Raw genomic sequence first — 18,203 nt, 5'->3', positions numbered from 1 at the left:
TATGAGTAATATTGAAAAAGATTTAACTGAACAAACTCCGACAAAAGAAGAAAAGAAAAAAGTTGTTGCATTATCTAAACGTGAAGATATTATTAGAATTGAAAATTTAAATTTTTATTACAACAAAGGTAAAAAACAAGCTTTGTTTAACATCAACATGAATATTAAAGAAAACTCAATCACAACTTTCATTGGTCCTTCAGGATGTGGTAAATCAACTTTGTTAAGATCAATTAATAGAATGAATGATTTAGTTGATGGTGCTGTTGTTGATGGCGATATTTTCATCTATGATCAAAACGTTTATGATAATGGTGTTGATGTTGCAAAATTAAGAACTGAAGTTGGAATGGTTTTCCAAAAAGCTAACCCATTCCCATTATCAATTTGAGAAAACGTAGCTTACGGCCCTAAAACTCAAGGTGTTAAAAATGTTAATGTATTAAATCAAATCGTACAAGATTCATTAACTAAAGCCGCTTTATGAGATGAAGTTAAAGATATTCTTAATTCTCCAGCACTTGGATTAAGTGGTGGTCAACAACAAAGATTATGTATCGCACGAGCAGTTGCAATGCATCCAAAAATTTTATTAATGGATGAACCAACTTCAGCTCTTGATCCAATTGCTACTTTAAAAGTTGAAGAATTGATTTTAGAACTTAAAAAAGAGTATACAATTGTAATGGTTACTCACTCACTAACTCAAGCAACAAGAATTAGTGATATGACTGGTTACTTCTTAGATGGTTCATTAATTGAGTATGGTAGAACTAAAAAAATCTTTACTAGCCCTAAAGATCCAAGAACAGAAGATTATATTTCAGGAAGATATGGATAGGAGGATTCAAAATGTCATACAACAAAATATTAGAGCGTGATTTAGAAGAGTTAAAAAATAATCTTGAAGAAATGATTGAAGAAACTAAAATTCAATATGCTGAAACATTTACCGCACTTAGAAGTGGTGAATTAAATGATGCGTTATTAATCATTCAACATGATCAAATTATTAATAATATGCAAAACGAATTTACTTCAACTGCTTTATGAAAAATTGCTAAACAACAATTAGTTGCTAAAGACTTAAGATTAGCTGTTGGTGGTATTTTAATCTCAAGAGAGATTGAGAGAATTGCTGATTATTCAAAAATTGTTTTAAAATTCTTTGTTCAATATAAACCAACAAGAAAATACATTAACTCGATTGTTAAAATGTTTCAAACTGTTATCGATATGTTAGATATTATTTCTCACCTATTTGAAAATTATCAAACAGATGGTAGAGAACATGTATTTGCTTTAGAAGCTGAATTAGATAAACAATTCCACACTTTATATGCTGGATTGATAAAAGATTTAAGAAAATCTGAAACAGACGAAGAAGCAGTTGAAATTGCTGAAGCAATGAAACAAGCTAAAAACTTAGAAAAAGCCGGTGATCACTTAATTAACGTACAAGAAATTGTAACATTCATCCGTACTGGTAAATTTGAAGAAATTATTGAAATGCAAGAAATTTTAGAAGAAACAGTTTCTTCTTCAGAAAAAAATTAATCATAATAGAACTACGGTTCTATTTTTTATTTTCAATTTATTTAATTTTTATTGAATAAGTGCTTGCCTTAAAGTAGGTTTAATCTTTTATAATGAAATTATGGAGGTAATATTTATGAAAATATTAATATTAGGAGCAGCAGGTCAAGTATCAAAAATACTAATAGACCGATTATTAAAAAACACACAACACGATTTGGTGCTATATGCTAGAGAAGCCGATGAAAGATTAGATTATGCTAATAATCCTCGCGTAAAAATAATTAGTGGGGATTTTACTGAAACTGAGAAGCTTATTAAAATTATGGAAACAGGAATTGATTATATTTATTTAAATGATTCTAATGAAACTAAATCTATGTCATCAATTATTTCAGCAATGGAAAAAACAAATACTAAAAAAATTATCGTTGCATCGGTATTAGATATTCATGATGAAGTTAAAGGACAATTTGCTGTTTGAAACAATGCACATGTTACAGATAAGTTTGCTTTAAAGCATAAAGCAACTGCTAAATTAGTGGAAGAATCTGAATTAGAATATACGATAATTAGGTTACCGTGATTATATAATCAAGCAGATAATTTTGAATATATTTTAACAAATAAAGGTGAAGATTTCATAGGAACTCAAATTACTAGAGAAGCTGTTGCTAAATTTATTGAAGATGTTATTGAAAATAAAGATAATAAATTTTCAAGAACAAGTATTGGTATATCAGAACCAAATACAGAATTTGATAAACCAAGTTTTTATTAGTAAAATCGAAAGGAAAATAATTTATGAAAAATAGAGTTTTAGGTAATAGTCTTGAAGTGTCTGAAATTGGATTAGGTTGTATGGGATTAAGTATGTCATTTCCTCCCTTTCCACCTGATGAAGTATCAATTAAGTTTTTAAGAGATGCATATGATCAAGGTGTAACATTTTTTGATACAGCTGAAATTTATGGACCATATAAAAATGAAATATTACTAGGTAAAGCATTTAAAGATATGCGTTCAAAAGTAATTATTGCTACTAAATTTGGTTTTAAATATGAAAACGGACAATCAGTTGGTTTAGATAGTTCAAGAGAAAATATTTTGAATGCCTTAGAAGGAAGTTTGAAGAGATTACAAACATCATATATTGATCTTTACTATCAACATCGTGTTGATCCTAATGTACCAATTGAAGAAGTTGCTCAAGTTATGAAAGAGTTAATTGAACAAGGAAAAATTAAACATTGAGGATTAAGTGAAGCTTCTGCATCAACAATTCGTCGTGCTCATAAGATTTGTCCAGTAACTGCTGTTCAAAGTGAATACTCAATGTTTTGAAGAGAACCAGAAACTAAAATACTAGATACTTTAAAAGAATTGAAAATTGGTTTTGTACCATTTAGTCCGTTAGGAAAAGGTTTTTTAACCGGAACAGTTAAACCTGGAGCTATTTTTGGTGAGGGTGATTTTAGAAATACAATTCCAAGATTCAATAATCCTGAATATTTAGAAGCAAATATGAAACTTGTTGATTTCGTTAACAACTTAGCTATTAAAAAATCAACAACACCTGCTGCGATTGCAATCAGTTGAGTTATGGCTCAAGGAGATTTTATTGTACCAATTCCAGGAACTAAATCATTAGATAGACTAAAACAAAATTTAGGTGCTAGTGAAGTTAAGTTTACACAAGAAGAACTAAAAGCAATAAAAATTGAATTGGACAAAATAAAAATAATTGGTCAAAGATATTCTGAAGTTAATGAAAAGCAAATAGATAAATAGTAAAAATGATTAAGTAAATGCAAAAGTTTACTTAATCATTTTTATTGCGTATATATAAAAAAAATACTAAATATCTCACCCTGATACTAAAAAACAGTTGCTTATTTCTATAATTATAAAACTCTCATTTTTAATTTCAACACATATTAACTTTTTTGGAATTTTTTCCAAAAAAGTTAATATTTTTTAGAAAATATCTTGAAATTTGTATTCATAGGTAAATAATTAAATTGAGGAAGCCGTATAAAATATGACTTTCGAAAACTGAAAAGAGGTAAATTATGAGTAAAATTAAAGTATTTTCTGAAATTGGTAAGTTAAATACTGTATTAGTTCATAGACCAGGGGATGAAATTGAAAATTTAGTACCTGACCTATTAGAAAGATTGTTGTTTGATGATATCCCTTTTGAAAGAGAAGCGATAAAAGAACACGATGCTTTTACAAAGATATTAAGAGATAATGGGGTTAAAGTTCTGTACATTGAAGAAATGACAGCAGAAGCTTTAGATCAAAACCCAAATTTAAGAGAAGGATTTGTTGATAAGTTTATTGAAGAAGGAATTAACAATCCAAAATACAAAAATGAATTTAAAAAATTCTTAATGGCAATGAATAACCTAGATATGGTTAATAAAATGATTGCCGGAACAAAAAAAAGTGAAGTAGGCATCAAAGATAATGATGATTATCCATTTATAGCTGACCCACTACCAAATGTATTATTCCAAAGAGATCCATTTGCATCAGTTGGTAATGGAATCACAATGAATCATATGTGAAGTGAAACAAGGAACAGAGAAACATTATTCCCTGATTTCATGTTTTCAAATCATAAAGACTATAAAGGACAAGTTCCATACTTTTACAAACGCGATGAGAAATACCCTATTGAAGGTGGAGACGTTATGGTCTTGAACAAAGAGGTATTAATCATTGGGGTTTCACAAAGAACATCAATGGAAGCTATTAATATTGCTGCTAAAAAGATTTTTGCAGAAGGAAGTTATAAACGAATTATTGTTTTAGACTTACCTAAATCAAGAGCATTTATGCATTTAGACACTGTATTTACAAATGTTGATTACGATAAATTTATAGCTCACCCATTAATTTTTGATAACGTTGATAAATTTAAAATTTATGAAATTACACCAGATGGTAAAAAAGAAATTAAAAAACCATTAATCGAATTATTATCTGAATTAGTTAAAAAACCAGTTCAAATCATTAAATGTGGTGGAGATGATCCGATTGCTGCTGGTAGAGAACAATGAAATGATGGTACAAACCATTTAGTAATTGCTCCAGGTGTTGTAATTGCATATGAAAGAAACTGAGTAACAATCGATTTAATGAAAAAAGCAGGTATTAAAGTTTTAACAATGCCTTCAGCAGAATTATCTAGAGGACGCGGTGGTCCAAGATGTATGTCAATGCCATTAGATAGAGATGATATTTAAAATAAAATAGAAAAGAGACCAAAAATATGGGAGTAAATTTAAAAGGAAGAAACTTTTTAAAAATTATTGATTTTACAAATAGAGAGTTAAATTATTTAGTAGATTTAGCACGTGATCTAAAACGCGCTAAATATGCAGGAACAGAACAAAAAATGATGGAAGGTAAAAATATTGCTTTACTATTCCAAAAAGCTTCAACACGTACAAGGTGTGCCTTTGAAGTAGCTGCTTATGATCAAGGTGCTCATGTAACTTACATTGGAACTGATGGATCACAATTTGGTGTTAAAGAATCAGTGGCTGATACAGCAAAAGTTTTAGGAAGAATGTATGATGCAATTGAGTTTAGAGGATTTGCTCAAAAAGATGTTGAAGATCTTGCAGCAAATGCTGGAGTTCCAGTTTATAATGGACTAACTGATTTATGACACCCAACACAAATGATTGCCGATTTAATGACAATTAGAGAAGCAAAAGGTGAATTGAAAGGATTAAAATTTGTTTTTGCAGGAGATGCTAAAAACAATATGGGTAATTCATTAATGATGGCTTGTGCTAAAACTGGAATGCATTTTGTTGGTGCAGCACCAAAAGAATACTGACCAAGTAAAGAATTAATTGAAATTGCTAAAAAAGAAGCAGCTGTAACTGGTGCTACAATTTCATTTTCAGAAAACATGAAAGAAGCATGTACTAACGCTGATGTTGTTTATACTGATGTATGAGTTTCAATGGGTGAACCAAAAGAGGTTTGAGAAAAACGTATTAAAGATTTAAAACCTTTCCAAGTAAACGCTGCAGCAGTTTCAGTTGCTAAAGAAGATTATATTTTCATGCACTGCTTACCTGCATTCCATGATTTAGAAACTGAAGTTGGAAAAGACATTTACGATAAATTTAAAATTGACGCTATGGAAGTTACTGATGAAGTATTTTTATCTAAACATTCTTGAGCATTCGAAGAAGCAGAAAACAGAATGCATTCAATTAAAGCGATAATGGTTGCGACTATTGGTAAATAATTTTTAAATTGATAAAATTAATATTTAAGAAGGAGGGAAGATGGAAAATCAAATTATTTCCCCTCACGAAAGTGACAAGGGATTAAAAATTAAAAATAGGAAACCAAAAAAATCTAAAAAATTTAAAATGTTTTCTGCATTTACCATTTTATTAATTATTATTGCTGTACTTGCTCTTTTATCATGAATACTAAATTGAGCAGGAGTAACAACAGAAGTTTCAAATCAATTAGCAATGGATCAATGAATGTTTAATAGTGATTACACATGAGGAAAACCATTCTTTGATGCAGTATCTGGAATTGATCCCAATTATCCGATTGGTTCTGCAGAATATATAGCGGAGGTTAATCGAATAGTTAAAGATTTATTACCAGCTGGTGCTACATTCGATTACAATACATGAACAATATCACTTAAAGAAACAGCTGATATTGGTGCTGCTGGTATTGTTGATGTACTATACTCACCAATCAAAGGATTTATGGGTAAAGCTGATGTAATCATCTTTATTGCAGTTCTTGGTGCTTTTATCCAAATTATGATTTCTTCAAAAGCTCTTGAAGGGTTTTCACAAGGAATTATTGGTAAATTAAAAGGTAAAGAAATCTGATCAATCATACCATTGATGATATTCTTCTCAATCTGTGGAACAGCAGAAGGTATGGCAGAAGAATCATTAGGATTCTATATGATTTGTATACCATTAATGATGGCAGCTGGATTTGATAAATTCACCGGATTATTAATTGTTATGATTGGTGCTGGATCAGGAGTTATTGCTTCAACAGTTAACCCATTTGTAATTTCTATTGCAATTGATGGTTTAAACTCAGCTAACGCAAATGAAGCAATTAGTGCTGGTGATGGATTAGTTTGAAGATTTGTTATTTGAGCAGTTATCACATCTATTTCAATTGGATATGTTATGTGATATGCAAATAGAGTTAAAAAAAATCCTTCTAAATCTGTAACTTTTGCAACATTAGAAGGTGATAAAAAATTCTTTTTATCAGAATCAGCAGAAAAAATCCAAATGACATGAAGAAGAAAAACTTCTTTAGTAGTATTTGGTGTAACTTTCTTAATCATGATCGTGTATTTAGTTGGATGAGATTCAGTTTTTGGAACAACAATTATGGCTGATCATGGAGAATGAATTAATCAAAATATTCCTTGATTAACATCAATGATTCCTGGTTGAGGAAATGGTGGACTAGATGTAGTTGCAGCAATTTTCTTAATTGCAGCAATAATTTTAGGACTAGTACTTAACTTAGGAGAAGATGGATTCTTAAAAGAATTTATGTCTGGAGTTAACGATATCTTCGGAGTATGTTTAGTTATTGCAACTGCAGCCGGAGTTGGAGTTATTCTACAACAAACACATATGCAAGAATTATTTGTTAAAGGATTAGGAGATAGTGTTGGAGGAATCCAAAACGAAGTTGGAAAAATCTTGGTATTATTCTTAATTTTCTTACCATTATCATTCTTAATTCCTTCAAGTTCTGGATTTGCAGCAGCTGTGTTCCCATTATTGGCAGCAACAGTTACTACAACTAATCCAGATGGAACTATCGTATTCCAAGAAGCAGCAGCTTCAGGATCAGTTACAGCCTTTTCACTAGCAAGTGGATTAATTAACTTAATAACACCAACTTCAGGAGTTGTTATGGGAGCTGTAGCTATTTCAAAAATGGAATATGGTAAATACATAAAAAGTATGATGCCAATCGTAGGTATTTTAGCCGCTGCATCATTTGTAATGTTAGCAATTGGTGGAGCAATTGGTGGACAAATTGCTTAATTAATATAAAGGAGAATAAATGTCAAAAATTGTAATTGCAATTGGAGGAAATGCCTTAGGTAATAATCCAAATGAACAAAAAGAAATTGTCAAAGAAACGGCAAAAAAATTAGTTGATTCAGTTGCGATGGGTAATCAAATTGTCATTGTTCATGGTAATGGTCCACAAGTTGGAATGATCAATAATGGATTTGGAGATGCAAATAAATTTGACGCAACATTTCCATTAATTGATTTTCCAGAATGTGGAGCGATGAGTCAAGGATATATTGGTTATCATTTACAACAAGCTATTAATAATGAGTTAAGAAAAAGGAAGATGGATATTGAATGTCTATCAATAGTTACTCAAACTTTGGTTGATAAAAATGATCCAGCATTTAAAAATCCAACTAAACCAGTTGGTACCTTCTTAGATGAAAAAACTGCTAAAACTATGGCAAAAGAAAATAACTGAGAAGTTCGTGAAGATGCTGGTCGTGGATGAAGAAGAGTTGTTGCTTCTCCAGAACCTTTAGACATTATTGAAAAGAAATCTATTATTAACGCAATTGATCAAAACTACATTACTATTTGTTGTGGTGGAGGTGGAGTACCTGTTATCGAAGACAATAAAAATTTAGTTGGTGTGGCTGGTGTAATTGATAAAGATTTTGCAGCAAGCAAGTTAGCAGAAATAATTAAAGCTGATGCTTTAATTATTCTAACTGCAGTTGATAGAATATTTATAAATTATAATAAACCAGAACAAAAATCACTTGAATCAATGACTTTAAATGAAGCTCAAAAATATATTGAGCAAAAACATTTTGCCCCAGGATCAATGTTACCTAAAGTTCAAGCAGCAATGCGCTTTGTTGAACATACAAATGGTAAAACAGCATTTATTGGATCATTGGAAAAAATATCTGAAGTTCTTGAGGGAAAATCAGGAACAAAAGTGACTAAATAATAAATATTTAGTATATTAAAAATATCTCAAAATTTGAACTCTTTAGTTCATAAAATTGAGATATTTTTTAATATTATTAGAATGTATCAGTTTGATTTTTATTTCCTTTGTATAAAATTACTAAAAAATAAATATTGAATGGAATATTTAAAATAAAATTTAAAACAGGAATCGAAGTTATTATTAAAAATCACTTTCAATATTTTATATATTTTTCATTTATTTCATATTTATTAACCATGATTATTATTGTTACTATCAAAGAAAATATATCTAAAACAAATGCTATAGAAAAAATTATCAGCATTGATAAAGGCAATTCAAAGTCTCCTAATGAATATCCGAAAATTCAAATTGAATAAACACCAAACATACTAAAAATAAAAAAAATATTAGAAGCTAATGAAATTTTCAATATATTTTTACTAGTTTTACTTAATTGCATATTTACTCCCTTAATTAAATAAATTGTATACTATAATAAAGATGAAGAACCTGGTGAGAGATAGAAAAGAGCAAAATGTTATTTACTAAATTAAACGATATAATTGTTGAAAATAAAGTCAGTCTTGATAAAATTTCAAATAAAGAGGCCTGCGGTTACTTATTAGACACCGAACGAGGAGTTAAATTTGATGTTGTTTATTTTAAAAATAAGAATTTGAGTAAAGAAATGTTAAGATTGATAGAAAATAAAATTTTTATTAATCAGAGCAAAGCGGAAATTATAGATTTATGAATGAAAAATGAAACTGAGGTAAGTGTTTTCAATAGCAAAAATTGAAAATTTAAAGCCAATGCTCCCGCTACATGATATGAATGAATAGTTTTTATATGAAGATTAGATGCAAATAATGAATTTTGTGTAGATTTTGTTGAAGGTGGCGCAAATATAAGTGACATAATTGATGTTTTAAATGATGCGCTTGGTGGAATACCGGGAATGGGTCTGTTAATTCCTTTGATAGGAGCTATTGCTCAATTAATAATATGAGCCAGCACAACAGATATATCAAATAATAATAAGGGTAACGGTGTTAGATTTAGATTTTTAATGGGAGTTGCTATTACTGGTGTTTCTCCTTCACCCTATAATTGAAATTAAAATTTATAATTTAAAAAATAATCGGCTAATTTATTTAGTCGATTTTTAATTATTATTTTTTTTCATTTAATAAATCTTTATATAATTTCATTTTAAAATTAATAAAATCAAACTGCTCATTTATTTCTTCTTGTTTTTTCAAGACAATCTTTTCTTGTTTTGAAATCATTTGTAATCTTTCTTCAAGTGTTGAATCACCAATCTCAACTAAATTAACATAGTTAATTATTTCTTTTAAGGGCATATCTGTTTTTTTAAGACAAAGAATTGTATGTATTAAACTTAAGTCTTCTTCGATCATATATCTATAACCATTTTCGTCTCTTTTGAATTTTTTAATAAGGCCCTTAGAATCATAATATCTTAAAAGTGATTCTTTTACGTTAAACTTATCTGCAATATCTTTTATATAAAATTTATTTTCCATATTTATTCCTTACTTAAATCTTATTTTAATTATAATGCTATTAAAAACATTAAGTATTTGAATTTATTTATATTTTAAAATACTATTAGAAGTTTAAAACAAAATCAAAATCCAGTATAATTTCTATAATTTCCAAAAAACATAGTTTTTTTTGGAAATTATTACTGTAAGATAATAATATACATTTGATTTTTCAATGTAGAAAATAAAAGGAGGATATAAATGCTAGTAGCACATAGAGGTTTCAGAAGTGCTGATGGAGAGAACCGGATGGTAGATTTTAAAAAAGCTTTAAAAACTTGCAAAGCTGTAGAATTTGATATTCGACTTACAAAAGATAAAAAAATCATTATATTTCATGATCATCATTTACGAAGAATCGGAAAAGAAAATGTGACAATCAGAAAAATAAATTATGATGATATTAAACAATTAGCTTTTTTTAAAAAAAATCCTGATTATTTACCACCACTTTTTATTGAAGATTTTACAATGAAAATTAGTAATGAATATGAAATGATTAATGTCGAAATCAAACCAGATAGATACTCGAAAACAGAATTAGATCAATTAAAAAATGCATTATATATTTTAAGAAATCAAACAAATGCAGAAATAATTGTTTCTTCTTTCGGTATGAATGTATTAGAGTGAATTACAACTTTAAATCGTAATGATTTTAAAAGAGGATATTTATTTGAAAAACCAAATGAAATAAATTGAGACTTAATTAAGAATTTTGATTATGTTCATCCTTATTTAGGAACTGTTAAATTAAAAAATAATCTCGAATTATTTAAAAAAATTAATTTACCAATGAATATTTGAACATTTAAAAAAAATTCTGATGTTTTAAAAGTGAGAGAACTATATGAAGATAAATGACTTAATGCATTTATCAGTGATATCGAGGATTTAAAAATTTAATTTCTTGATAAGAAAGGAAAAATTGTGAAAAAGTTTAATTTAAAAGAATTTAACTTTAAAATATTTTTCCAAAGTTTAAAAAGTAATCTCCCACTAATTATATTGGCATTAGCTGATGTAGTTATCATGGCAATTCCTTTTTACATGGAAAATTATATTCCGAATATCTATAAAAACTTAGGACTTGATGCATCTGAATATTCTCAAGCGGGAGCAATATATGGTTTTGTATCTTTACCTTGCTATTTCTTAGGTTCTTATATCGGAGATAAATTTAAAAGTAAAAATTTGATTATTATAAGTATTTTTTTATCAACCCTTTTGGGGATTTGATATATTAGTTTACCCATATCAGCTGCATATTCTGGAGAATCTCAATATACAGCTATTCAACTTTATATTATATTTGCAGGATTTGCTTTTGCTACATGTGCATTATTTTGAGGACCATTATGAAAAACCGTTAAAAATCATGGAACTGAAAAATTAGAAGGTGATCATAAGGAGAAAAAAGTCGGTAGAAACAATGGTTATCAAGGAATGTTCAATGGATTGATTGGATTAACTCTTGCATTGTTTGGAACGTTATTGATGCAACTTGGAGCTGGTTATGTAGGTGCTATTCCAGATATTTCTATTAATGGTCAGAGTGTTAACACAGGATTTTTTATTCTTGTAGTGACATATGTTGCTTTAACTGCAGTTTCGGGTATTCTTGCTATTTTCTACATCAAATCAGAAGACGATCGTCCATCTGAGGTTAGTTTTTCAGTTAAAAATATCATTCAAGTTCTTGGTAATGTTCATATTTGATTACTATCATTTTTAGTGTTGGGAGTATATATGTTACAAATGGGTTTAGGGTCATATGTAAATTACATGTCAAATATATTCTTAATACCGGCCGTTGTTGTTATGATAATTGGTATATTTAGAACATATGTGATGCGTTTTCTAATTTCTGGATGATTTGGAAAAGCAGCAGATAAATCACATTCATATATTTTGTGAATTTGTATTGGTTTATTTATTGGTCTATTGTTTATTTTACTAGGAGTTTTATTACCTGGTTTTAATAATGACTTTGATCCAACAAAAAACAAAACAGCTGGAACTATTATTCAAGTTGTGGCATGTTTAAACTTGGTATTATTAGGTGGGGTAACTTGAGCATTAGTAACAATCCGTTGATCACCACTAGGGGCTGAGTTAAATGTTCAAAATCAAAATTATGCTGCTGCCATTAATGTTGTTTCAGTTATTGCCTTTACACCAGATGCGTTTTTTAAACAAATTAAAGCTGCGATCGAATCAAAATACTGAATGTATTTAAAAGATGAAAATGGAGTTTTAACAGATACGAAAGTAGCAAGTCAACAAGGTAATCAGATTATCTTAGGTGTTGTTATTGGATTTGCTTTATTTGGTGTAATTTCAGGAATAATTTTATATATACTTTTATATAGAAAATCAGACAAATTTATTTTTAGAAAAAAACAAAAATTTGTTCAAAATATTTAAATTAATATTTTTTAAAAGAAGATTAAAGTCTTCTTTTTCATTGGTTAAAATTATTTATGCATTTTTGATATAATTTAATTATAGTAACGAGGTACTTTATGGGATTTTGAAATAAGCTAAAAGATAAATTTGGATCAAACAAAAAAGAAATAGAAGAAATCGTGGTTGATGATATTGTTGAAGAAAATGATGATGAAGTTGGTTCTAAAATTGAAGACATAATTAGAGAACAAAAACCTAAGCGATCAGAAATTGAAAAAACTGAAATTATAATTAATGAAAAAGACACAACAATTGAAGAAGATTCAACAATTGATGAAGAAAAATCTGATATTGAAGAAAATGATGAAGCTGTAGAAGAAATAATAGAAGATGTAGTGCCTTCAAGGTTAACTATTCTTCCTACGAATGAAGAATTTCCTGATTTGTCAGATGATTCACATAAATCATTAGAAAGAAACGAATCCTCAAATGAGGAAGTTTTTTTTGAAAAACCAAAAAAAAGCGAAATTAAAAAAGCTCAAAAAGATTTAAAAAGAAAACAAAAAGAAGCTATCAAAAAACAAAAAGCTGAAAAAGTAATGATGAAATCAGCTTTGGATTTTTCAAAAGATATTAAAAAGTTATCAAAAAAATATAAAGAAGCAGATGATGAATTTTTTGAGGAGTTAGAAGAAATTTTAATTAAAACTGACATGGGTATGAAGATGGTTATTAAAATTTCAACTGCCATGCAAAAAAAATTAAAACGTAATTCTAATTTTGAAGACATTAAGGAAGCTTTAGTTGATGAAATTCATGAGCTTTATATAGATAGAGATAAAAAAGGTTACCATTTAAATTTTGAAGAAGGTAGATTAAATATTTTTATGGTTGTTGGAGTTAATGGAACTGGTAAAACAACATCACTTTCAAAAATTGCTAACTTCTATGCTTCACAAGGTAAAAAAGTTTTAATTGCAGCAGGAGATACTTTTAGAGCTGGAGCAGTTGAACAACTTCAAGAATGAATCAGTACAAGATTAGATGAAAAAGTTGATCTAATTAAAGGTGCTAAAGCTAATCAAGACCCTGCTTCAGTTGTTTTTGATGCTATTACTAAAGCTAAAAATGAAAATTATGATTTATTATTAATTGATACAGCAGGCCGTTTACAAAATAAAGTTAACTTAATGGCCGAATTAGAAAAAATGCATCAAATCGTGCGTAAATTTGATAAATCAGCTCCACATGAGCTTTTATTAGTAATTGACGCTACAACAGGTCAAAATGGGGTAATACAAGCAGAATCGTTTGGAGAAGTTACTAAAGTTACTGGAATTGTATTAACTAAAATGGATGGAACATCAAAAGGTGGAATTGCTTTAGCAATTAAAGATCAATTGGATATCCCAGTTAAATTAATGGGTGTTGGTGAGCAAGTTGATGATCTTGTCGAATTTGATGTTGAACAATACGTATATGGTCTTGTTGCTGGATTTATGGAAGAAGAATCAGAATAGGGGTTTTATGACAAGTCAAATTGAAAAAACAATTGAATTATCAATGTTATTTGAAATTTATAAAGATCTTTTAACTGAAAAACAAAGAGAATATTTCGAACTTTATTTTGAAGAAGATTTATCATTACAAGAAATTTCAGATGAACTTGGTGTTTCGAGAGCTGCAGTTCATGATTCATTAAATAAAACATCTAATATTTTGATTAATTTTGAAGATAAATTGAAAATTAATCAAAAAAATATAATGATCAAAAAAATTATTGAAAATCATGCAAAATCAGAAAACACTGATGTAAATAAAATTATAGAAAAGTTACAAGAGGTACTTTAATGAAAGTATTAATGATAGGTGATGTTTATGCAAGAGCTGGTCGTGAGATCTTTGAAAGCAAAATAAACTCAATTGTAAAATCAAATGAAATTGATGTTGTCATTGTTAATGGTGAAAATACAACTCACGGAAAAGGTTTAAGTAAAGAACATTATGATTTTTATAAAAATCTAAACGTTGATGTTATCACTTCGGGAAATCATATTTTTAAACATAGAGAAACTGTAAATTTTATCGATGAAACTCCTGATTTATTAAAACCAGTAAATATGGATAGTTATACACCAGGAAGTGGTTTTTATATTTTTGAAAAGAATGATAAAAAAATTTGTGTAATCAATTTCATGGGAAGAACTTATATGGATAACTGTAATAATCCGTATGAAGTAATGGATGATTTTTTAGATTTAGAATTAGATTATGATATTTTACTTGTAGATTTTCACGCTGAAGCAACTGCTGAAAAAATTGCTTTTGCATGAAACTATGATGGAATTATTACTGGTTTTGTTGGAACTCATACTCATGTTCCAACCGCTGATGAACGTATTTTACCTAAAGGAACAGCGTTTATTACTGATTTAGGAATGACAGGACCAATTAATTCAGTTATTGGAGCATCTCCAAAATCTGTTATTAAAAAAGAAAAAACAGGATTACCAACGCGATTTGAACCAGCAAATGGTCCAAGTGTTCTAAATGGTGTTATTATCGAAATTAACGATAATAACAAAGCAACATTAATTAAAAGAATTCAAGAATTTAATTAAAATAACCTTTGGTTATTTTTTTATTTAATTACGTATAAAAGTGCAAACGCTATACCTGTTTAAAAACTGAAAATGCTATAATAAAAAAGTATTGAAAAATACGCAAATGTAAAAAGGAAAGAAAAGAAATATGAGAAATTTATTTACAAGCGAAAGTGTGTCAGAAGGACATCCTGATAAAGTTTGTGATCAGGTATCAGATGCCATACTAGATGCGGTCTTAAAACAAGACCCAAACGCAAAAGTTGCGTGTGAAACTTTTGCTACAACTAATTATTTATTAATTGGTGGACAAATATCAACAACAGCAGTTGTTGATTATGAAAACATTGCTCGTGATGTTTTAAGAAAGATTGGTTATATAAATGATGCTTACGGTATTAATGCTGATACATGTAAGATTGATTTAAGAATTGAAGAACAATCTCATGATATTGCTCTAGGAATTGATTTGAATGATGAATTAATTGGAGCAGGTGATCAAGGAATTATGTTTGGATATGCAACAAATGAATCTAAAACATTTTTACCATTAGCAATCACTTTATCTCACGAATTAGTTTATACAGCTACTAAATTGAGAAAAAGTGGTGATTTCAAATCAGCTCGTCCTGATATGAAATCACAAGTAACTATTGATTATACAGATCCTCAAAATCCGTTAATCGATACAATCTTAATGTCTATACAACATGATGAAGATTTTAATGAAGTTGAATTTAAAAACTACATCAAAACAAACATTATGCAAAAAGTAGCAAAAGAATTTGGTTTAAATACCGACTTTAAAGTATTAATCAACCCAACTGGAAGATTTGTAATTGGTGGACCACAAGGGGACACTGGTTTAACAGGTCGAAAAATTATTGTTGATACTTATGGTGGTTATGCAAGACATGGAGGAGGAGCTTTTTCTGGAAAAGACTCTACTAAAGTGGACCGTACAGCTGCCTATATGGCTAGATATGCTGCTAAAAATTTAGTTGCAGCAGGAATGGCTGATAAATTAGAAATCCAAGTAAGTTATGCTATCGGTATAACTGAACCTGTTTCAATTTTTGTTGAAACTTTCGGAACTGAAAAAGTGGCTAAGGATGTAATCTTAAAAGCACTTGAAGAAAACTTTAGTTTTTCAGTTGCTAACATGATTAAAACTTTAGATCTAAGAAAACCTGTTTTTGAAAAAACTGCCACATATGGTCATTTTGGAAAAGAAGGATTTACTTGAGAAAATTTAGATAAAGTAAATGTTCTAAAAAAATACTTATAACTAATAAAAACCATTTTATTATTTTAGAAGTGGTTTTTTATTTATTTTTATATTTTTTAATTACACAAAAGCATATGAGACATAAAAATGTATTGTTTTTATAAAAAAAGTGGTGCTATTATTAATTTATGAAGGGCTCGATTTATTTCGATCATATGAAGAATTTCCTTTTCTTTTTCCTTTCATTGCCGATTCGGCACGTCCCCCTTAATTCCTATAATGTATTAAGGGATTTTTTAAAATTTTAATAATTAAAAACTCTTAAATGAACTATGGTTCATTTTTTATTTAGATAGTTATTGTTATAATTAAATTTATATAAGAGATGAGGATAATATGAATAAAACAATTAATATTATTGGAGCAGGATTAGCAGGAAGTGAAGCTGCTTACCAATTAACGAAACAAGGATTTAAAGTTAAACTTTACGAATCTAAACATATTAATCCTAACCCTGTTCAAAAATCTTCTAACTTGGCAGAACTAGTTTGTTCTAATACTTTAAGATCTAAATCTCTAAAAAATGCTGTTGGTATTTTAAAAGCAGAAATGGAACAATTTGACTCATTAATTCTAAAAGCTGCTTACAACTCACAAATCCCTGGAGATGACGCTTTAGCTGTTGATAGAGAGCAATTTAGCGCTTATATTACAAATGAAATTAATAATAATCCTAATATTGAATTAATAGATGAAGATGTAACTACAATTGATGATGAAAATGAAATAACTTTAATAACTAGTGGACCATTAACCACAGATAATTTAAAAAATGAAATCAAGAGATTGATTGGAAATCAAAAACTTTACTTCATGGATGCATCAGCTCCAATTATTGAAAAAGAAAGTATTGATTTTGATCAAGTATATTTATCAAGTCGTCATAAAACTGGTGACGGAGATTATATTTGTATTCCTTTGAATGAAACTCAATTTAATGAGTTTCATTCACAATTAGTTAATGCTGACACAATTAAACCAAAAGAATTTGAAAAAGAAATTTTCTTCCGCGGATGCCAACCAATAGAACAAATGGCTAAACAAGGCAAGAAGGTATTAACAAATGGCCCTTTATCACCAAATAATTTAGAAATGCCAAATGGAGAAACTCCATTTGCTGTTGTACAATTACGTCAAGATAATGCCATTGATACTTTATATAATTTCGTTGGATTTCAAACTAATATGAAATGACCAGAACAAGAACGTATTTTAGCAACTCTCCCAGGAATGCAAAATATGAAAATTGTTCGACATGGAGTAATGCATAAAAACTACTATATTAATTCTCCTAAAATCTTAAATCATAAGCTACAAGTAATGAGAAAGAAAAATGTTTTCTTTGCTGGACAAATAACTGGAGTTGAAGGTTATGTGGAATCAACTTCACTTGGTATTATGGCATCAATTGGAATCACAAGTATGTTAAACAATGTAAAATTGCCTAAACCGCCCTCAACAACTGTTATTGGAGCACTAACGAATTATGTAACCAATGAAAAATTAAAAAATTTCAATCCTATGAAAGCTAATATGGGAATTGTTGAAAAAGGTATAAAAACTGAAGACGAACTTCAAATTTATCATCAAGCCATGCTTGATCTAAAGAAATATTTAACAGAAATAACAAAATTTTATAAAATCTAAAAACACCATTTATTGGTGTTTTTTTATTTTTATTGAATAATTACTTGAATTAGTTTTTTTAATAAAAACCATTTTCACTTGACGGGGGGGGGGGGGGGGGGGGGTAATCTATACTATTTATGAGCATTT

Annotated in this window: 18 protein-coding genes; 16 read left to right on the top strand and 2 right to left on the bottom strand. The window is 28.6% G+C overall.

Features of this window, described 5'->3' with window-relative positions; genetic code table 4:
* The first annotated feature begins 1 nt into the window (after nucleotide 1).
* The 8 genes from pstB (at nucleotide 2) to arcC (ending at nucleotide 8,574) form a co-directional block, all read left to right on the top strand.
* Complete coding sequence (pstB, locus tag T347_RS0100095) at nucleotides 2-841, top strand: phosphate ABC transporter ATP-binding protein PstB (protein WP_031542013.1); 840 nt, start codon at nucleotides 2-4, stop codon at nucleotides 839-841.
* An 11-nt stretch (nucleotides 842-852) separates the two neighbouring features.
* On the top strand, nucleotides 853-1,557 hold the full coding sequence (gene phoU / locus T347_RS0100090; protein WP_031542011.1) for a phosphate signaling complex protein PhoU: 705 nt from the start codon (nucleotides 853-855) through the stop codon (nucleotides 1,555-1,557).
* 115 nt (nucleotides 1,558-1,672) lie between these two features.
* A complete protein-coding gene (locus T347_RS0100085) occupies nucleotides 1,673-2,317 on the top strand; it encodes an NAD(P)H-binding protein (protein ID WP_031542009.1) in 645 nt (214 codons plus the stop codon).
* A 23-nt stretch (nucleotides 2,318-2,340) separates the two neighbouring features.
* The gene (locus T347_RS0100080) at nucleotides 2,341-3,327 is read left to right on the top strand and encodes an aldo/keto reductase (RefSeq protein WP_031542008.1); all 987 of its coding nucleotides are present in this window, start codon (nucleotides 2,341-2,343) and stop codon (nucleotides 3,325-3,327) included.
* 278 nt (nucleotides 3,328-3,605) lie between these two features.
* Nucleotides 3,606-4,790, top strand: a complete 1,185-nt coding sequence (locus tag T347_RS0100075; protein ID WP_031542006.1) for an arginine deiminase — start codon at nucleotides 3,606-3,608, stop codon at nucleotides 4,788-4,790.
* 26 nt (nucleotides 4,791-4,816) lie between these two features.
* Nucleotides 4,817-5,812, top strand: coding sequence for an ornithine carbamoyltransferase (gene argF, locus T347_RS0100070; protein WP_031542003.1), 996 nt, complete (start codon nucleotides 4,817-4,819; stop codon nucleotides 5,810-5,812).
* A 40-nt stretch (nucleotides 5,813-5,852) separates the two neighbouring features.
* Nucleotides 5,853-7,622 carry a YfcC family protein gene (locus tag T347_RS0100065; protein ID WP_051635994.1) on the top strand — a complete coding sequence of 590 codons (1,770 nt, stop codon included), beginning with the start codon at nucleotides 5,853-5,855 and terminating at the stop codon, nucleotides 7,620-7,622.
* A 19-nt stretch (nucleotides 7,623-7,641) separates the two neighbouring features.
* Nucleotides 7,642-8,574 (top strand): carbamate kinase, encoded by a 933-nt coding sequence (gene arcC / locus T347_RS0100060; RefSeq protein ID WP_031541999.1) that lies wholly within the window; start codon nucleotides 7,642-7,644, stop codon nucleotides 8,572-8,574.
* A 76-nt stretch (nucleotides 8,575-8,650) separates the two neighbouring features.
* Here arcC and T347_RS0100055 read toward each other — a convergent pair whose 3' ends face one another.
* Nucleotides 8,651-9,019 (bottom strand): hypothetical protein, encoded by a 369-nt coding sequence (locus T347_RS0100055; RefSeq protein ID WP_031541997.1) that lies wholly within the window; start codon nucleotides 9,017-9,019, stop codon nucleotides 8,651-8,653.
* A gap of 75 nt (nucleotides 9,020-9,094) precedes the next feature.
* Here T347_RS0100055 and T347_RS0100050 point away from each other — a divergent pair, with 75 nt between their 5' ends.
* Nucleotides 9,095-9,679 (top strand): hypothetical protein, encoded by a 585-nt coding sequence (locus T347_RS0100050; RefSeq protein WP_031541995.1) that lies wholly within the window; start codon nucleotides 9,095-9,097, stop codon nucleotides 9,677-9,679.
* 52 nt (nucleotides 9,680-9,731) lie between these two features.
* Here T347_RS0100050 and T347_RS0100045 read toward each other — a convergent pair whose 3' ends face one another.
* On the bottom strand, nucleotides 9,732-10,106 hold the full coding sequence (locus T347_RS0100045; protein WP_051635993.1) for a MerR family transcriptional regulator: 375 nt from the start codon (nucleotides 10,104-10,106) through the stop codon (nucleotides 9,732-9,734).
* Between the two features lie 222 nt (nucleotides 10,107-10,328).
* On the opposite strand from T347_RS0100045, the gene T347_RS0100040 reads away from it, so the two are divergent.
* The 7 genes from T347_RS0100040 to trmFO all read left to right on the top strand — a co-directional run bounded on the left by T347_RS0100040 (nucleotide 10,329) and on the right by trmFO (nucleotide 18,074).
* Nucleotides 10,329-11,033, top strand: coding sequence for a glycerophosphodiester phosphodiesterase (locus T347_RS0100040; protein ID WP_031541991.1), 705 nt, complete (start codon nucleotides 10,329-10,331; stop codon nucleotides 11,031-11,033).
* A 24-nt stretch (nucleotides 11,034-11,057) separates the two neighbouring features.
* Nucleotides 11,058-12,554: an MFS transporter gene (locus tag T347_RS0100035; RefSeq protein WP_211246834.1), complete on the top strand. Its 1,497-nt coding sequence runs from the start codon at nucleotides 11,058-11,060 to the stop codon at nucleotides 12,552-12,554.
* A 449-nt stretch (nucleotides 12,555-13,003) separates the two neighbouring features.
* Complete coding sequence (gene ftsY, locus T347_RS0100030) at nucleotides 13,004-14,056, top strand: signal recognition particle-docking protein FtsY (RefSeq protein ID WP_425411869.1); 1,053 nt, start codon at nucleotides 13,004-13,006, stop codon at nucleotides 14,054-14,056.
* A 7-nt stretch (nucleotides 14,057-14,063) separates the two neighbouring features.
* Nucleotides 14,064-14,387 carry a YlxM family DNA-binding protein gene (ylxM, locus tag T347_RS0100025; protein WP_031541982.1) on the top strand — a complete coding sequence of 108 codons (324 nt, stop codon included), beginning with the start codon at nucleotides 14,064-14,066 and terminating at the stop codon, nucleotides 14,385-14,387.
* Nucleotides 14,387-15,157 carry a TIGR00282 family metallophosphoesterase gene (locus tag T347_RS0100020; protein ID WP_031541979.1) on the top strand — a complete coding sequence of 257 codons (771 nt, stop codon included), beginning with the start codon at nucleotides 14,387-14,389 and terminating at the stop codon, nucleotides 15,155-15,157. Before ylxM ends, T347_RS0100020 begins: the two co-directional genes overlap by 1 nt.
* A 130-nt stretch (nucleotides 15,158-15,287) precedes the next feature.
* A complete protein-coding gene (gene metK, locus T347_RS0100015) occupies nucleotides 15,288-16,427 on the top strand; it encodes a methionine adenosyltransferase (RefSeq protein ID WP_031541978.1) in 1,140 nt (379 codons plus the stop codon).
* Nucleotides 16,428-16,763: 336 nt separating this feature from the next.
* Complete coding sequence (gene trmFO, locus T347_RS0100010) at nucleotides 16,764-18,074, top strand: methylenetetrahydrofolate--tRNA-(uracil(54)-C(5))-methyltransferase (FADH(2)-oxidizing) TrmFO (protein ID WP_031541975.1); 1,311 nt, start codon at nucleotides 16,764-16,766, stop codon at nucleotides 18,072-18,074.
* The last annotated feature ends 129 nt before the right edge of the window (nucleotides 18,075-18,203 follow it).

Source organism: Mesoplasma photuris ATCC 49581 (genome assembly GCF_000702725.1).
Lineage (GTDB): Bacteria > Bacillota_I > Bacilli_A > Mycoplasmatales > Mycoplasmataceae > Tullyiplasma > Tullyiplasma photuris.
Note: the sequence above shows the minus strand (reverse complement) of the source record. Positions and strands in the feature narration are given on the sequence as shown.